The sequence below is a fragment of the Paenibacillus alvei DSM 29 genome (genome assembly GCF_000293805.1).
Taxonomy (GTDB): domain Bacteria; phylum Bacillota; class Bacilli; order Paenibacillales; family Paenibacillaceae; genus Paenibacillus_B; species Paenibacillus_B alvei.
Map to the genome: position 1 here is coordinate 428,543 of NZ_AMBZ01000005.1, position 16,720 is coordinate 445,262.

The 16,720-nt window shown below is 48.2% G+C and carries 15 protein-coding genes; 3 read left to right on the forward strand and 12 right to left on the reverse strand.

Going from position 1 to position 16,720, the window contains the following annotated elements; all coding sequences use genetic code 11:
* Positions 1-73 precede the first annotated feature (73 nt).
* Positions 74-883, forward strand: a complete 810-nt coding sequence (locus tag PAV_RS18865; protein ID WP_005549023.1) for a Cof-type HAD-IIB family hydrolase — start codon at positions 74-76, stop codon at positions 881-883.
* A 71-nt stretch (positions 884-954) separates the two neighbouring features.
* Here the strand turns inward: PAV_RS18865 and PAV_RS18870 are convergent, their stop codons facing one another.
* Positions 955-1,839: an MBL fold metallo-hydrolase gene (locus tag PAV_RS18870; protein WP_005549025.1), complete on the reverse strand. Its 885-nt coding sequence runs from the start codon at positions 1,837-1,839 to the stop codon at positions 955-957.
* Positions 1,840-2,046: 207 nt separating this feature from the next.
* On the opposite strand from PAV_RS18870, the gene PAV_RS18875 reads away from it, so the two are divergent.
* Positions 2,047-2,772, forward strand: coding sequence for a glycerophosphodiester phosphodiesterase (locus PAV_RS18875; RefSeq protein WP_005549027.1), 726 nt, complete (start codon positions 2,047-2,049; stop codon positions 2,770-2,772).
* Between the two features lie 107 nt (positions 2,773-2,879).
* Here PAV_RS18875 and PAV_RS18880 read toward each other — a convergent pair whose 3' ends face one another.
* From PAV_RS18880 to PAV_RS18915, 8 genes are all read right to left on the reverse strand, one after another.
* A complete protein-coding gene (locus tag PAV_RS18880; protein ID WP_005549028.1) occupies positions 2,880-3,995 on the reverse strand; it encodes a sulfate ABC transporter substrate-binding protein in 1,116 nt (371 codons plus the stop codon).
* 20 nt (positions 3,996-4,015) lie between these two features.
* Entirely contained in the window at positions 4,016-5,167 is a 1,152-nt protein-coding gene (locus PAV_RS18885; protein WP_005549030.1) for a sulfate/molybdate ABC transporter ATP-binding protein, read from the reverse strand.
* A 2-nt stretch (positions 5,168-5,169) separates the two neighbouring features.
* Complete coding sequence (locus PAV_RS18890) at positions 5,170-5,976, reverse strand: sulfate ABC transporter permease subunit (protein ID WP_040736264.1); 807 nt, start codon at positions 5,974-5,976, stop codon at positions 5,170-5,172.
* Positions 5,977-6,083: 107 nt separating this feature from the next.
* Positions 6,084-6,899 carry a sulfate ABC transporter permease subunit CysT gene (gene cysT / locus PAV_RS18895; RefSeq protein ID WP_005549034.1) on the reverse strand — a complete coding sequence of 272 codons (816 nt, stop codon included), beginning with the start codon at positions 6,897-6,899 and terminating at the stop codon, positions 6,084-6,086.
* 305 nt (positions 6,900-7,204) lie between these two features.
* Complete coding sequence (locus PAV_RS18900) at positions 7,205-7,831, reverse strand: hypothetical protein (RefSeq protein WP_005549036.1); 627 nt, start codon at positions 7,829-7,831, stop codon at positions 7,205-7,207.
* Between the two features lie 334 nt (positions 7,832-8,165).
* Complete coding sequence (locus tag PAV_RS18905; protein ID WP_005549037.1) at positions 8,166-8,768, reverse strand: TetR/AcrR family transcriptional regulator; 603 nt, start codon at positions 8,766-8,768, stop codon at positions 8,166-8,168.
* 13 nt (positions 8,769-8,781) lie between these two features.
* Positions 8,782-9,414, reverse strand: coding sequence for a YigZ family protein (locus tag PAV_RS18910; protein WP_005549039.1), 633 nt, complete (start codon positions 9,412-9,414; stop codon positions 8,782-8,784).
* A gap of 101 nt (positions 9,415-9,515) precedes the next feature.
* Complete coding sequence (locus tag PAV_RS18915) at positions 9,516-10,871, reverse strand: glucose-6-phosphate isomerase (RefSeq protein WP_005549040.1); 1,356 nt, start codon at positions 10,869-10,871, stop codon at positions 9,516-9,518.
* A 289-nt stretch (positions 10,872-11,160) separates the two neighbouring features.
* Here PAV_RS18915 and PAV_RS18920 point away from each other — a divergent pair, with 289 nt between their 5' ends.
* Positions 11,161-12,060 (forward strand): NAD(P)-dependent oxidoreductase, encoded by a 900-nt coding sequence (locus PAV_RS18920; protein ID WP_005549041.1) that lies wholly within the window; start codon positions 11,161-11,163, stop codon positions 12,058-12,060.
* 145 nt (positions 12,061-12,205) lie between these two features.
* Here PAV_RS18920 and rarD read toward each other — a convergent pair whose 3' ends face one another.
* The 3 genes from rarD to purU form a co-directional block, all read right to left on the reverse strand.
* The gene (gene rarD / locus PAV_RS18925; RefSeq protein ID WP_005549042.1) at positions 12,206-13,159 is read right to left on the reverse strand and encodes an EamA family transporter RarD; all 954 of its coding nucleotides are present in this window, start codon (positions 13,157-13,159) and stop codon (positions 12,206-12,208) included.
* Between the two features lie 279 nt (positions 13,160-13,438).
* Positions 13,439-15,457, reverse strand: a complete 2,019-nt coding sequence (tkt, locus tag PAV_RS18930; RefSeq protein ID WP_005549044.1) for a transketolase — start codon at positions 15,455-15,457, stop codon at positions 13,439-13,441.
* A 299-nt stretch (positions 15,458-15,756) separates the two neighbouring features.
* A complete protein-coding gene (purU, locus tag PAV_RS18935; protein ID WP_005549045.1) occupies positions 15,757-16,662 on the reverse strand; it encodes a formyltetrahydrofolate deformylase in 906 nt (301 codons plus the stop codon).
* Positions 16,663-16,720: the final 58 nt, after the last annotated feature.

The following is a 16,720-nucleotide window of genomic DNA, read 5'->3' on the forward strand; positions in this document are numbered from 1 at the left end:
AGTGTCGAACCCCCAAATATACCGTGCTTGCATGTGTGCTGGCATACATAGATAGGAGAGAAACTCATAACCCATGTATAAACTTATCGCAATTGATGTAGACGACACGTTGATTAATGATGACAAGCAAGTAACGCCAGGTACGAAGCGTGCCTTGGAGCTGGCCGTTCAGCAAGGTGTTACGGTTACACTCGCAACTGGGCGCATGTATGCTTCTGCCCATAACATTGCTTTACAGACAGGACTGAATGTACCTCTTATTACGTATCAAGGATCTCTTGTAAAGAATGTAATTGACGGCAAAGTGCTGTACGAGCGCGCTGTACCGCGTGATGCTGCACGTAAGCTGCTTCGTTACTGTGACGAGCACGATCTTCATCTGCAATTGTACATTGATGACAAGCTGTATGCTCGCGAGGAAAATCAAAAGCTGATTGACTATGCGAATTTGAGCAGCATTCCTTATTTCATTGAGCCGGACTTCGATCGCCTGCTCGCTTCGCCTTCCACGAAAATGCTCATGATCGACGAGCCCGAGCGTCTGGATCGTGTTGCAGAAGAGCTGAAGGAACTGCTTGGATCAGAGGTTCATATTACGAAATCGAAGCCGCACTTCCTGGAGGTCACCCATCACGAGGGAACGAAAGGCAGCGCATTGCGCCACCTGGCCGAGCACTTCGGCTGTAGCCTGGAGGAGACAATCGGCATCGGGGACTCATGGAATGACCATGATCTTATTGAGACGGCTGGACTTGGCGTTGCAATGGGCAACGCGGTGGACTCGCTCAAAGCAATCGCCGATTATGTTACAGACAGCAATAACGACGAAGGCGTACGCCACGTTATCGAGAAGTTCATTTTGAATCGTGACAGCTCAAACTAATCATTCATAAATAAGCGCCGCTTCCCAGCAGACAAGCTTGTCTGCAGGAAGCGGCGCTTTACCTATATTCGCTATCCCTCCACCTTCATGCCAGTCCTTGCAAGTGTCACGTTAGATGGAAGCGGGTAGCGCGTATGTAGATCGATGTCATGCGACATATGCGTAAATATGGCCCGCTTCGGGCACACATCCTGGAGCAGTTCCATAGCCTCGACCATGTCATATACGGAACGAGTTTCGTAGGCTGCTTGTTCGTGATAAAAGTTCGTACCCAATATAAGCAGATCAAGATCATGGAAATGCCGCCGCTCCTCGTCGCCAAGACCAATTGCATCAGAAGCATATAGCCAGCTATTCAATGAGCCCCTATCATCATGATTTGAGCCTGCATCTGCATATATGCCGCCCTTGTCTCCTTCTGTTTCCATACTCTGATCCTGCTCCTGATTTGCGGCAGCGAGACGGTCGAAGCGGTAGGCATAGGAATAACCGTTTTTTCCATGATTCACACGAATCGGCTGCACCGACCATTCTCGCCATTCCCATGTTTCTTCGATATTTTCGAATTGAATGAACCGTTCAAGCCACGGATACATCGTTCGAATCATCTGATTCACCTCGGCAGGCGCAATGACATGCCCTTGTCGTTCCAGCCAGCGGCATGCATCCGCATATGCAGGGAGTCCGGCAATATGATCCTGATGCGCGTGAGTAATGAGAATATCATCCAGCCAATATAAGCCTGCGCGCTCCATCTGGCCTGTCCAGTCCGGCCCGCAGTCGATGAGTAGCCGCTCCTCTTCTCGTTCTATAAGAATGGAGGAACGGTATCGGCGATTTTCCCCCTCTTCCCTTGCCTCCATACACACGCTGCAATCGCAATACACTCGCGGAACGCCCATGGAATCCCCTGTTCCCCAAAATGATATTGACCAATTGTTTGTCGTACGATTCATGGCTATCTTTCTCCTTCAAGTGCGTATATATTTACAAGAACATTACGTAACCGTTATAAAATCTCCATTGTTCTTCCATCATGTATCAAGTATAATCGGAGTCAATTCCGATGCACTCTTTCTTACATACAGATCTATGATACATGATAACGCAGCTAAGGTCACACTGGCCAATACATTCGCTATCATGTAATAAGGAGGATTATCATGAGTTCCAATGCACGATTCAATGATGTTGAAATTGTTGCTCACCGCGGATATGCAGCGGTGCATCCCGAGAATACAATGGAAGCATTCCGCCGTTCCATCCAAATGGGCGCCGATACGTTAGAAATCGACGTACATCATTCGAAAGACGGCATCCCTGTCGTCATCCACGACGATTCGCTGGATCGGACGACGACCGGCACTGGGCGTATTCGCGAGAAGACGGTTGCCGAAATTCAACAAGTGGACGCTGGCAAGAAGTTCAGCCCTGAGTTCGCTGGCTGCAGAGTTCCCTTGCTGGAAGAAGTGCTCGACTTATGCGGGGGAAAAGTTGGACTTCAACTTGAACTGAAAGAGCACAACACAGAAGAAGAGCTGCAAGCTATCCTTCATTTGGTGAACCAATATGAAATGATGGAACGCACTACATTCATTTCTTTCTATCCAGACAATTTGCGCATTTTGCGTTCACTGAACGAAGACATTGAGCTTGCACTCCTGTCGAATGAGCCCGTTGACCTAAAAGCTCTGGCCGAACTGGGCAATGCAACCCTGCTCATACAGCTGTCAGCTGTGTTCAACCATCCGCAGCTCGTCGCCGATACGAAAACAGCCGGCGTTGGGCTAGGAGTTTGGACCGTGCGCAGCATGGAGGAAGCATATAAGCTTGTTGAGCTTGGAGTACGCAGATTGACGACCGACATTCCTTTGTACCGGGAAGGCTAAGCTTCTCTTCCATTGTCGCGACGCGAATACGATGAGTTTTTATTAAGACAGCATGTAAGCGCAGACCGCTCGAACGTATCGGGCAGCCTGCGCTTTTTCATCATGTTTTATTCAATTCCTGCTAACACCTGATACCAAATCCCCCTGCTGCTGTACAATGTCTCCCGTACATCCTTCCATCCCCCCATATCTTCGATATGGAACAAGCCCTCAGGAATGGGATAGACCTCGGCAGTCTCCTGTGCAACTTGCTCATTCACCGGTCGGAATCCCGCTTCTGCGAATATGCGCTGTGCCTTAGGCCCACGCAAATAAGCTACAAGCGCTTGAGCAGCCTCCTCTACTTGGTGCTTCTTCGCATAGTGCTCAACCACAACCGCTGGATTCTCAACCAGGATGGTGTGCTTCGGCAGGATCATTTCATAGGGAACCCCCTCGCGCTTGCGGGATAGTATCTCATTTTCATAAGTGACGATTGCATCTCCGACACCATATTCGAATGCCGCCATTGAAGCACGGCCGCTCTTATCTAATGACAGCACATTGTGATGGATACGCATCAGCAGTTGTTTGGCGAACTTTGGCCCATTCTCGCCTTGTTCAGCGGCCATCTTCAGACCTGCCCCATATATCGCATTAATATCCCATTGGGCTCCACCAGACGTTTTGGGATTCGGATACAGAACATTGACCCCCTCAAGAGTCAAATCCAACCAATCCTGTATCCCGAGCGGATTGCCCTTGCGCGTGCCAATGACCACAACAGACCGAGTGACCATGCCGTGATAAGTGTCCTGATCCTTCCATTCCGGCTTAATCAGCTTTGCTCCTACAAGCTTATCAATGTCACCTTCCATTGCAAGAAGCGCCACATCCGCTTCCATGCCTCCGGCTATCGCTCTTGCCTGTGTGCCCGAAGCTTCGTAGGACTCTTGAAATACAATCTTCTTCCCCGTCCTTGCTTCCCAATCCACAGCAAATTCCGGCAATATACGGCCAAGCGCATCCTTCACGACCGAATATGCACCAATCACAAGTGTAACTGTATCCTTATCAGCAGTAGATATTTGCTGAACAGGCAAGCCACTATCCGCCCCATTCACGTTTGGAGCATCCGCCCCATTGCTGCACCCCGTCAACATCACCAAGAGAGAGAGCATCCATACAGCCGTCAATCGAGCTGTCCACGCTATCGCTCTGAATCGAATCAGGCGTACTCTCATTCCCGTGCCTCCATTTGAGTTTAAATGTGAACCGGCATCGGGTCTTCTTTTAACGCATTTTCCACTACCCAACTGCGCCCCTCCTCGAACAGATAGACACGATGGACGAGCACATGTACCCAATCTCCTGTCTGCAGCATTGGTTTTTCTAATGAGCGATACGTCTTCAGTATCATATCGCCCACTTCAATGGCCACCATCCATTCACTGCCACGAAATTGTAGCGACTTTACCGTACCATGCACACATGCGGATGCCATCATCAATTCGCCAGGCAATCCAACCTCAATATATTCGGGGCGAATAAGCGCCTTGAATGCTGCATCTTGAAGGGATGTATCCCGATCGTATTGAGGTTCTAAGCTGATGTGTGCAGAAGCAGAAATATTTGAAGAAGGGCTGCCTGACTGATGCAGCGATAAGGTCTCGAAGCCTCGCAAAGAGTCAAAATCTGAAATAATCGTTGATTCTCCAATAAATTCGGCCACGAAAGGTGTGTTTGGAGATTGATAAATATCCCAAGGTGTTCCTTTCTGTTCGACTCTCCCTTGATTGATGATCATAATTTCATCAGCAACCTCAATGGCCTCATCCTGATCATGGGTTACGAAGATGGACGTAATCCCAACCCGTTCAATTAACTCCCGCAGCCAGCTGCGCAGTTCCTTGCGAATCTTAGCATCAATCGCAGCGAACGGCTCATCCAGCAGCAGCAGCTGAGGCTCTGGCGCCAAGGCGCGTGCAAAGGCGACTCGCTGCCGTTGGCCCCCGGACAATTGATGCGGATACCTGCGCTCCACACCAGTCAGTTCGATAAGCTCCAGCAGCTCCGTGACCCGCTCGCGAATACGCGCCTTAGGCCATTTTTGAATGTTCAGCCCGAAGGCTATATTGTCATAAACCGTCATATGCTTGAACAATGCATACTGTTGAAATACGAAACCGATACCGCGCTGCTGGGGCGGAATCTCATTCATCCGCTTCCCTTGAAATCTAATCTCACCGCTGTCTGGTTGCTCCAAGCCAGCAAGCATGCGCAATACGGAAGTTTTCCCGCCGCCGCTAGGTCCAAGCAAGCCTATAAGCTGTCCTGCTTCAATGGAGAAGTTAACATCGCGCACCGCATGATACGATCCGAACCATTTGTTGAGCTGATTTACCTCAATATGCATCGTCAATGCACTCCTTTGCGACCTGCATGACGCTTCGCCCATTCCATGACGAGCAGCAGGATGATGGAACTACATACAAGCACAAGTGCCAAGCTGCTGGCAGCCGCAATGTTGAAGTTCTCCACGTCTTGATACACTAATGTAGTTGCTGTCTGTGTTTTGTTCATGATATTGCCGGACACGACAAGAATGGCGCCGAATTCCCCGAGGGAACGGGCAACGGTCAGCACGATTCCATAGATGACTCCCCAACGAATCGAAGGCCATGTAACCTTCCAGAAGGTAGTCCAATCATACGCGCCGAGTGTAGATGCCGCCTCCTCCTGCTGCGTCCCTATTTCTTGAAGAACAGGAATAACTTCACGGATTAGCAGCGGGAACGTCACAAACAAAGTGGCAAGCACCATACCTGGAAACGCGTATACGATCTGAAATCCCATGTCTGCGAATAGTGTGCCAATCACTGTCTGGGGCCCTAACAAAAGCACAATCATAAATCCGCCAATGATCGGAGACACCGCAAAAGGAAGATCAATGATAGCATTAAGCAAACGACGAGCGAGCCCGCTCATCCAGTTCCCTCTTACCAGTACAATGGACAGCCATACTCCAAAGATGGCATTAAGCACCGTCACAACCGCTACAACAGCGGCTGTAACGCCAAGTGCATGAAGAGCCTCTGGTCTGCTAAGCGAAGCGAGAGCCGAGCTCCAGCCGCCATGGAAGGCACCCAGACACATTTGCAGTAAGGGAGCGATAAGCAGGGTGAAAAATACAGCGTACGTTAATAAAATGAGAAGCAGCTGCATCTTGGAGCGTGAATGAGATGAATGTGAAGCTGCAGTTAATGACGAGGCGGTCAAGAAGAGTTGCTGTTCTGTATATGATTTGGACTGGTGATTAGAAGTACGCTGTTTCATGATGGGTTCCTCCGGTTCTGTATCCAATGAATCGCCCACAGGAATAGAAAAGATAACGTCAGCAATAAGATAGACACGACAGCTGCTGCTTGGGGATGATCACTCTCTATTTCGCCGAAAATGTACACCGATGCAACAAGTGTTTTTCCTGGAATATTCCCAGCTACAAGCACGACTGCTCCGAACTCTGCCATCGCTCGGGAGAAAGCCAGCATAGCCCCGCTTACGATGCCTGGACGCATGCGCGGCAGTGTGACGTGGAGGAACGTGTGCATGCGAGAAGCTCCCAGCGTATAAGAAGCCTCTTCTTCAGACCGATCTGCTTCCTCCAATAGCGGCTGAACCGCTCGAATGACAAAAGGGAAGGTGACGAATACCATGGCCACGACAATTGCGGGCTCTGCAAATACGATTCTCCATCCCATTGACTCCGCCAGACGGCCAATGAAGCTTCCTGGTCCGAGCAGCAGCAGAATCATGAGCCCGCCGACAGCAGTCGGAAGTGCAAATGGAAGATCAACCAAGCTGTTCAACCACGCTCGCCCGACAAAACGGTACCGGTGGAGCACCCATGCCGACATCGTCCCGATGACGACGTTGATGGCTGTAGCAATGAATGCAAGACGGAACGTAAATACGACTGACTGCCACGCAAGCGGCTCGATAAGACTGTCTACAAATGTCCCCCAACCTCCATAGAACGATTGGGCGTAAATACCTCCGAGAGGAATTACAACCAGTAAAAATACGTATAGAAGCAGCGTGGTTCGAAACCCCCACAACGCTCCGCGATAGCGCAGTACTGCGTTCACCTTCGTACCCCCATTTACGTGATCTCACGCCTTATGCTTATTATTCCAACTTCTTTACTAGGTAATTGTTTTCATCACTTTACCAAAAATAACGGACATCGTCAATACCTAAGATTTGAAAAGCATACTCTCGCTTATCCAATTTGTAAGTGAACCTTATGCAACTTATTCGAAACCCTTATGATAGGTGATAACCCATTTTTGCGTTATTGAGACGTTGATCCTTGGCCCATCTCATACTAAAGAACTGTTCACACATAATAAAAAGCCCGCCGATGGCATTGCCAGCATCTGACGGACTTCCTTTAGGAATGTATCCACTTTTTAAAGAAGGTGACCCTCTTCTGCTCCGCATTCATGCGAATGACATACCGCATTCCCAGCTCTGCATCCTGAAATAGAAAGATCCCTTTTTCCTTGTTCTTTTCATTCAAGACGTGGAGAGTACGTTCATTTGCTCGCAGCCGTTCCACAATGAACGATTGCGCCTTCTCCTGAAGCTCTGACACCTCATTTTCTTCTCTATCCAAGCCTATTGAAGGCATCAATAAACCGAGCTTAAATAGTTCTCCTGTCTTCAGATTTACCTCACCATAAAAACCGCTAATGCCATTCTTCCGCTCCCCAATGTCCTGAAGTGTGGCAATAAAGGTCACATGCCCTTCATCAGGCTTCGTATTATCCTGGTTAGCGTAATATTTCGAGAATCCGCAAATCAGGTTCCAATCCTGTTCGCTGATGGAAATATCATATAAATTGCGGAGGCCTTCCTTCGCAACTTGAAAGACCTTCTCTTTATTGAGTGACTTCTCTTTTCCATAATCGGTAACGACCTGATTAACCTTGTTGTAGGTATGCTGAACGGCCTGTCCGCATCCTGCCAACAGCCAGCTGATCGACATGACCGCCAGCAGCAGCGCTGCCTTCTTCATGATCTATCTACCCCACTTCATTCCAACGATATGGTTAGACTCCTTCTATGTCTATTCCCCCACATCTATTACTTTACATGAAGTTCGCAGAATGAGCATCTGATTCTGATGACAATTCTTCTTACAATATTGTCACTATTCCAGCAACATACAAAAAAGTAATATACGCTGTCTTGCTTTACTATAGAAAAGCCTCCTTACGTCCGATTACCTGCTTGCATTCATGCCAGTAACCTTGAGCTGGGCTACTGTCACGATGTGCGCCGAATGGAAACGTGAGAAGGCTTCTTTTTAATTCAAAAACATAGGATTCCAAGTTATGAATGATTACGCTTTACGCCGTCTGTGCCGAATCCAGCGTTCTGCGGCATAAGAAACGAACATGGGCTAACGCCGCAGGTTTCACCTCATCAAAGGTGACTTGATCTTGAATGTAAAAGGAGATGAATCCATGCATGGCAAGAAAAATACTTCGTGGGATATTATGCCGTTCCTGTTCCGTATGAATGCTGCTCGCGAGCGTCTGTCTAACGATCGTCGAGAACATTTCTAAGCAGCGACCTTGTTCTGAGCGAGCGTACGCGAGCAATTCTTCATCCCGCGTCATGAACATAATTTCATAATGGTGCGGCTGTTCAAGACCAAAGCGGATGAATTCCAGCATCACCTGTTCCATCTTCGACAGCCCATCCGAAGGAGCCTGAACCATAACACGTTCGAACAACCGTCCCAAGCGCTTGAAATCTTCCTGAACTAGCGCGTAGAACAGTTCTGCCTTGTCTTTGAAATGATAATAAAGCGATCCGTGGCTATACCCTAATTGTTGGCCGATACTTCGCATGGAGATCGCGCGGTATCCTTTCGTGACAAACAAGTGGCGCGCTACTTCCAAGATGCGCTCTCGCGATAGCTCTTGATCCACTGCTTTTCTTGGCATAGAGGTTGTCTCCTTATTCCCCTTCGATATAGTAGATAGGCTCTCCCTTCCGAATGACGGCCTGACCTTGCGTCAAATCCGTAATCCACGCCATAAACCGCTCTGTTTCCGACACGACGGGCAAACACGTCAATGTCACTTTGTCGGTAAATTGCGTTTCCCCCATCCTTGTCTCTTTATTTCTCAGCTCATTCTCAAGCTTGCCAAGCCAAGTATAATCAATTTCAACAAACACTTCTTGATGCAGCACCTTCACAATCGCATCCGCTGCTTCAATCGCAGCAACAGCCCCATCTGTATACGCGCGAATCAAGCCGCCTGCTCCAAGCAGAATTCCCCCGAAATATCGAGTTACAACGATGGCAGTGTTCTTCAGACCTTGATTCTTGATTACTTCCAAGATGGGTTTGCCAGCAGTGCCGCTAGGTTCCCCGTCATCAGACGCCTTCTGAATTTCATCGCGTTCGCCAATGACGTAAGCGGAGCAATTGTGCGTGGCATTCCAATGCTGCTTCTTCATTTCTTCTATAAAAGCAATCGCCTCTTCCTCGTTGGCAACTGGCTTGCCATAACCGATAAAGCGCGACTTCTTGATGACGATTTCTTTGCTGCCGAATTGGCGCACCGTCTTATATTGTTCCAGCATGAAGATTCACCTTCCAAGATTGCCAAGAAAGCAGCCCCCCATGTCGGAGAACTGCTTTCACGGCTTGTTGCCTATCTAAGCTGATAACTCATGCCGCCCGCTTATTCGGACAATCTTGCTTCCAATTCTGCTTTTTGAGCTTCATATCCTGGTTTGCCGAGCAAGGCGAACATATTTTTCTTGTATGCTTCCACCCCTGGCTGATCGAACGGATTAACTCCGAGCAGATAGCCGCTGATGCCGCATGCTTTTTCAAAGAAGTATACCAAATATCCGAACGAATATGGCGTCATGTCAGGAATCGTCACGACCAAGTTCGGTACGTTACCATCTGTATGTGCCAGCAAAGTGCCTTGGAATGCCTTCTTGTTCACGAAGTCGACTGTCTTGCCTGCTAGGAAATTCAAGCCGTCCAAATCGTCAGCATCCTCTTGAATCGTGATGTGATGCTTCACTTCTTCCACTTGAATAACCGTTTCGAACAGGTTGCGAGTCCCTTCTTGAATGAACTGTCCCATCGAGTGAAGATCAGTCGAGAAGTCAACTGAGGATGGGTAGATCCCCTTGTTGTCTTTCCCTTCGCTCTCGCCGAACAGTTGCTTCCACCATTCCGACACATAGTGAAGGGATGGCTCATAGTTCACGAGAATTTCAGTTGTTTTGCCCTTGCGATAAAGAGCATTGCGTGCTGCTGCGTATTGGTAGCTAAGGTTCTCTTCGACATTCGGATTGCTGAATTCTTCCGAAGCATCTCTAGCACCTTGCATCATCTCGTCGATATCAATGCCAGCGACTGCGATTGGCAATAGGCCAACCGGCGTCAATACGGAGTAGCGGCCGCCTACATCATCAGGAATGATGAATGTCTCATAGCCTTCCGCCGTTGCCAGCGTCTTCAGTGCGCCCTTCTCGCGATCCGTTGTAGCGAAAATACGGTTCTTCGCTTCTTCCTTGCCGTACTTCTTCTCCAGCAATTCTTTGAAGATACGGAATGCAATAGCAGGCTCTGTCGTTGTCCCCGACTTGGAGATAACATTGATCGAGAAATCCTTGCCTTCGATCAATTGCATCAAGTGAGTCATATAAGTCGAGCTAATGTTATTGCCTGCAAAATAAATTTCAGGCGTGTTGCGCTTGTCCTTCGGAAGCATGTTATAGAAGGAATGGCTCAACATTTCAATCGCTGCGCGTGCTCCCAAATAGGAACCGCCAATTCCGATAACGATAAGCACATCAGAATTCGCTTGAATGCGCTTAGCTGCCGCTTGAATGCGCGCGAATTCCTCTTTATCATATGCGGAAGGTAGATCAATCCAGCCTAGATAATCAGAACCGGCTCCTGACTTATTATGTAATTGCTCATGCGCTAAGCGAATGGGCTCTTTAAAATAATCAATTTCATGCTGACTTACGAACGTCAACGCCTTGCTGTAATCAAAGTGCACTTTTTTTGCCATCGTACACCCTCCTCGAGTATTGGTTGACTTTGCCACTTTACCCCACGAAAATCAATATAGTCATAGGATACTGGATTTTGGACGGAAACACAAGGGAACGCGTTTCATTGGAATGGATTACACGATAAAATAAATTTATAACATTGCGCAATTTTGCATATGAATACGCTGTCACCCCCTTCTTTCAAACATGGCATACCTGATTTCTTGTCCCCGCCACTGACAAATATGATACACTAACATCATCGAAATCATTCGAATCATTCACAGTGCGAGAGGATGAGAGGCAATGAAGGCAGCGGTACTTGGATTAGGCACGATGGGTGCGCCGATGGCGGCCAATCTGCTAGGTAAAGGATTCGAAGTGACGGTGTACAATCGCTCCAAGGAGAAAACGATTCCGTTAGTTGAGCAAGGAGCTCATGCAGCGGATCTGCCGCGAGCGGCTGCTGAGCAGTCCGATATCATAATCACAATGGTTAGTGACGATTCTTCCATTGAAGCGATCTACTACGGTGATGATGGCGTACTCGCCGGCGTTCGCAGCGGACAAGTCATCGTCGACTGCAGCACAATATCCCCTTCACTTGTCCAGCGTCTTGCAGCAGCATGCGCCGAGCGTGGCGCGCAGTTCCTAGATGCTCCAGTAACAGGCAGCAAGCCTGCAGCGGTCGAGGGAACACTCGTCTTTATGGTGGGCGGTGAAGATTCTGCTCTTCAGCGAGCTATGCCTGTATTGGAAGCGATGGGACGGATGATCGTCCATATGGGCCCAAACGGCAGCGGTTCCATTACGAAGCTTGCCCATAACACGATTGTCGGCATCAATAATGCCGCTCTAGCGGAAGGCTTTGCAATGGTATCCAAGGCTGGCGTGAACCCAGAAGCATTCCTTCAGGTAGTTCGCAATGGCAGTGCAGGAAGCAAGGCAGCCGAACTTAAGGGTGAGAAAATTATCGCAGGCAACTTCGACAATCAATTCTCTTTGCAATTGATGCTCAAGGATTTGAAGCTTGCCTCCGTACTGACAGACGCGATGCAAACGCCAACACCGATGCTGGAGCTTGCAAAGAGTCTATTCCAAATGGGACAAACAGCGGGCTATGGTGAAGAGGATTTATGTTCGCTTGTGAAAATATACGAGCAATGGATCGGCCATCCAATTGGGCATAACCGTGAAAAACAATGACCTAGCTCCTTTAAAAGGCGCTTTATAGGAACACGATGACAAAGGGAGTGCACGTATATTTCGGCGCTCCCTTCCTATTTTCACCATGCATTCTGCATTCCTTCTACTCGGTTGATTGATTTCAACGCTTACAAGCACCTCATTTTTACGATGCAGTAGATGCGCTCCCCGTAGAATTCCCTGCCTGTGAGACTTCCTTAGAAGCTTGAGCATTTGCACGGATCCTCGAAATCGAAAATACGACTAATGCAACCCAAATGAGTGAAAATGCAAGAAATTGAGGAGTCGTGAACGCTTCACCGAACGCGAACAAACCAAGCAGCAGCATAATGGTTGGTGCAATATATTGCAGAAAACCCACAAGTGTGAACGATATTCGCTTCGCGCCCGTTGCAAACAATAGCAGCGGAATAGCCGTTACAACTCCCGCCCCTATGAGCAGCATAATAATCGAACTGTCTTTGTCCCACAACGGTGTGCCACTCGGATTGAAGAAAAACAGAAAAATGAGCGCAAAAGGCGTCATAATTAAGGTTTCTACCGTCAATCCAGTCCAAGGACCTACAGACACCTTCTTTTTAATGAGCCCATAACAGCTGAACGTTGTCGCTAAGGTCAACGCCGCCCAAGGAAAGCTGCCGTAATATACCGTCAGACACACAACCCCTGCTGCTGCAATCCCAACAGCTGACCATTCTGCTTTCGTCAATTTTTCCTTTAGGAAAAATGTCGCAAGAAAAACATTAAGCAATGGGTTGATGTAATAACCAAGGCTTGCTTCTACCACGTGCGCACTTTCGACTGCGAAAATATACACGAGCCAGTTGATGCTTATCAAAATGGAAGCCGCAATAATACTAATTGTCTGCTTCTTATTTGCGAGCAACTGTTTGATTTCTGACGCAGTAGCTCTCCATTTTCCCAATAGCGCCAACAGGATAATCATGAATACTAATGACCAAATAATCCGATGAGCTAATACCTCTGCTGCCGGCACAGAACCAAGCAGCTTCCAATAAATCGGGAGGAACCCCCAAATAATGTAGGACAGCCCGGCAGCTGCGATACCGGTCGCATAATGACTTTGCTTCTGTTTCACTCGACTACTCCTCGCCCTAACCATAATAATTTGTATATATAAATTTTATTATATCAGTTCAGACACAAAAATAGGATGATATTAACAAATCTTATTAAAAACATTACGAACAAGGCCGCAACAACGGGAATTCTAATTACTTGCACCCGTTAGGCGGCCTTGTTCATTACCGAGTTCTCCAACTGAATAAGAGAAGGAACCCGATTGCTCTCTATCTAATTTGTACTTAACAGGACTGAATTCCCACCGTCAAGTATTTTGGTTCCATGATATCGGGTATTACAGCAATGCCTTAACACGGCTTACCACGTTTTCTACAGTGAAGCCATACTCGCTGATGACACGGTCTCCAGGAGCAGAAGCACCGAATGTAGAAATGCCAATGATGTCGCCTTGGTCTCCTACATAACGCTCCCAGCCGAATGGAGAAGCCATTTCAATCGCAAGACGAGCCTTCACATCTGGAAGCAATACGGAATCTTTATATTCCTTCGATTGCTTCTCGAACAAATCCCAGCTCGGCATGCTGATAACACGTACTTGGATGCCCTCTTCAGCCAATGCTTGTTGAGCGCGCACAGCCAATTGAACTTCCGATCCTGTCGCAATAATTTGCGCTTGAGGCTTGCCATCCTTCGCATCGGATACCACGTAAGCGCCGCGAGCAACGCCTTCGCGAGATGCTGTTACGCCGCCTTCCAAGATAGGCAAGTTCTGACGTGTCAGAACAAGCACGACTGGGTTCGATTGGTTCTGCAGCGTATAAGCCCATGCAGCAGAAGTCTCATTTGCATCAGCAGGACGGATAACCGTCACATTTGGGATAATACGCACAGATGCGAGCTGTTCGATAGGCTCATGGGTAGGGCCATCTTCACCAACTGCGATACTGTCATGCGTCAACACATATGTTACTGGCAATCCCATCAATGCGGACAAGCGAACAGCCGGACGCAAGTAGTCAGTAAATACGAAGAATGTACCGCCGAATACCTTTACACCGCTGTGCAATGCCATACCGTTCATTGCTGCTGCCATTGCGAATTCACGCACACCGAAGTAAATATTGCGGCCGTCATATTGACCAGGACGGAACGCTGGAAGGTCGTTCAGGTGCGTCATTGTGGAGCTTTCCAAGTCAGCAGAGCCGCCTGTCAGGTTCGGAACGTTCTTTGCAAGACCGTTCAAGGCATTACCGGATGCTACGCGAGTGGACAATGCTTTGTCTCCTGCCGCATATGCCGGAAGATCTTTATCCCAGCCCTCAGGAAGCTGTCCGCTAATCGCAGTTTCGAATTGTTTCGCAAGCTCAGGGTAAGCAGCTTGATAAGCTTGGAACATTTTGTCCCACTCTTCGTTCGCCTTTACGCCCTTCTGCTTTACATTTGTATCGAAGTGACTGTAAACCTCTTCAGGCACGAAGAAGTCTTCATGTCCCCACTTATAGAATTCCTTCGTCAGCTTCGTCTCTTCAGCGCCGAGTGGAGATCCGTGTGTACCGCCATGTCCACCCTTGCCTTGCTTATTCGGGCTTCCGTATCCGATAACTGTCTTCACTTCGATCAATGTCGGCTTGCTTGGATCCTGTTTTGCCGTCTCAACTGCTTGCGCAATTGCTGCAAGGTCGTTGCCGTCTTTAACCAGCAACGTGTTCCAGCCGTAAGCTTCGTAGCGTTGACGAACGTTCTCGCTGAAGGACAGGCCGGATTCGCCATCCAATGTAATATCGTTCGAGTCGTAAAGTACAACTAATTTACCTAATTTCAAGTGACCTGCAAGCGATGCTGCTTCACTAGCAACGCCCTCCATCATATCTCCATCACCGCAAATTACAAACGTATGATGATCAACAACAGAATAGCCGTCACGGTTATATGTTGCACCGAGTTGTGCTTCTGCCATAGCCATACCTACTGCCATTGCAATCCCTTGTCCAAGTGGACCAGTTGTTGCATCTACACCAGCTGTATGTCCAAACTCCGGGTGACCTGGAGTTTTGCTACCCCATTGACGGAAATTCTTGATTTCTTCCATAGGAAGGTCGTATCCGCTAAGGTGAAGAAGGCTGTACAGCAGCATGGAACCATGTCCAGCTGAGAGCACGAAACGGTCACGGTTAATCCATGTAGGATTGATAGGATTGTGCGTCATTGCCTTGGCGAACAAATGGTACCCCATAGGAGCGGCACCCATAGGCATGCCCGGGTGACCCGATTTCGCTTTTTCAATGGCATCGATGGCAAGTGTTCGAATCGCCGCCACCGATAGCTCGTCAATATTCATTTGGTTTGCAGTCATTGATGATTTCCTCCTTGTCCAACTCATCACAAGCTGAAAGCTATACAGAACAAATGAAAATGCGTAAATACTTAGCTTGTACGCTGTGCTCTATTTTGCATTCATTGTATCATTACTACCCTATTCGATGCTACTTTAACGTGTGAAAAGCTATGGATATTTAGATATAGTATATCCGAACTTCATGCTTAGCTTATCAGCGGGTCTTGGATCAGGCCTTGCCCGCTGGCCAAATAATAAAAGAAAGCTGTTCCAGCCGCAGAATCATCTGCAGCCGGCAACAGCCAGCACAACATCATCTAATTAAACACGACCGTCTTGTTTTGGTATACGAGAATCCGATCCTCAATGTGCCAATGCACGGCGCGTGCAAGTACAACGCGTTCAATCGTTCTGCCGATTCGCTTCAGTTCATTCACATCCGCACGATGCGTCACTCGCTGTACGTCCTGTTCAATGATTGGTCCGCCATCGAGCTCTTCTGTTACATAATGTCCTGTTGCCCCGATCAGCTTCACACCGCGGTTGTACGCTTGTTGATACGGCTTGCCGCCAACGAATGCCGGCAGGAAGGAATGATGAATATTTATTATTTGGTTCGGGTATTTCTCGATGAATTTCGGTGAAATGATTTGCATATAACGAGCTAATACAATCAGGTCAACCTTACCCTCTACAGCATCCAACTGCTTGCGCTCCGCCTCCGGCTTATTGTTCGGGTCCACCGGGATATGAACATAAGGAATGCCGAAAGACTCTACATATTCCTTCATATCAGGATGATTGCTTACGACCATCGCGATCTCTGCATCCAGATCACCAGCCTGCCACTGCCACAACAGTTCAACCAGACAATGATCCTCTTTCGATACGAAAATCGCTATACGCTTCTTCTTGCTCACACGAGAAATACGCCACTGCATATTGAACTCTGATGCAATGGACTCGAATTCCGACTCCACTTGTGACAGCTTGCCATCCAGCTGCTCCATATCGAATTCAATGCGCATGAAGAACATGCCGCCTTCTGGATCCATCGTATATTGGTCGGATTGGACAATATTCGCTCCATGCTCATACAAAAATTTAGATACAGCAGATACGATCCCTGCCCGATCTGGACATGAGATCAGCATTCGTGCGCGATTGCGCGATTGTTCCCCAGCTTGTTGAAGGGCGTGAACCATCGTGTGTTGGTGGGTCATCTTCGTTTCTCCTCCATGAATGAGCGTTGCTTCCTGCAGTCTTTACATCGATTTCACA

Excerpts from the sequence above, each read along its gene's own strand:
- PAV_RS18885 (WP_005549030.1), bottom strand. The coding sequence starts at position 5,167 with ATGCATATTGAGGTAAATCAGCTCAACAAATGGTTCGGATCGTATCAT.
- PAV_RS18915 (WP_005549040.1), bottom strand. The coding sequence starts at position 10,871 with ATGGCAAAAAAAGTGCACTTTGATTACAGCAAGGCGTTGACGTTCGTA.
- PAV_RS18870 (WP_005549025.1), bottom strand. The coding sequence starts at position 1,839 with ATGAATCGTACGACAAACAATTGGTCAATATCATTTTGGGGAACAGGG.
- PAV_RS18920 (WP_005549041.1), top strand. The coding sequence starts at position 11,161 with ATGAAGGCAGCGGTACTTGGATTAGGCACGATGGGTGCGCCGATGGCG.
- PAV_RS18880 (WP_005549028.1), bottom strand. The coding sequence starts at position 3,995 with ATGAGAGTACGCCTGATTCGATTCAGAGCGATAGCGTGGACAGCTCGA.
- PAV_RS18905 (WP_005549037.1), bottom strand. The coding sequence starts at position 8,768 with ATGCCAAGAAAAGCAGTGGATCAAGAGCTATCGCGAGAGCGCATCTTG.
- PAV_RS18890 (WP_040736264.1), bottom strand. The coding sequence starts at position 5,976 with ATGCAGCTGCTTCTCATTTTATTAACGTACGCTGTATTTTTCACCCTG.
- PAV_RS18865 (WP_005549023.1), top strand. The coding sequence starts at position 74 with ATGTATAAACTTATCGCAATTGATGTAGACGACACGTTGATTAATGAT.
- purU (WP_005549045.1), bottom strand. The coding sequence starts at position 16,662 with ATGACCCACCAACACACGATGGTTCACGCCCTTCAACAAGCTGGGGAA.
- PAV_RS18875 (WP_005549027.1), top strand. The coding sequence starts at position 2,047 with ATGAGTTCCAATGCACGATTCAATGATGTTGAAATTGTTGCTCACCGC.
- PAV_RS18910 (WP_005549039.1), bottom strand. The coding sequence starts at position 9,414 with ATGCTGGAACAATATAAGACGGTGCGCCAATTCGGCAGCAAAGAAATC.
- tkt (WP_005549044.1), bottom strand. The coding sequence starts at position 15,457 with ATGACTGCAAACCAAATGAATATTGACGAGCTATCGGTGGCGGCGATT.
- PAV_RS18900 (WP_005549036.1), bottom strand. The coding sequence starts at position 7,831 with ATGAAGAAGGCAGCGCTGCTGCTGGCGGTCATGTCGATCAGCTGGCTG.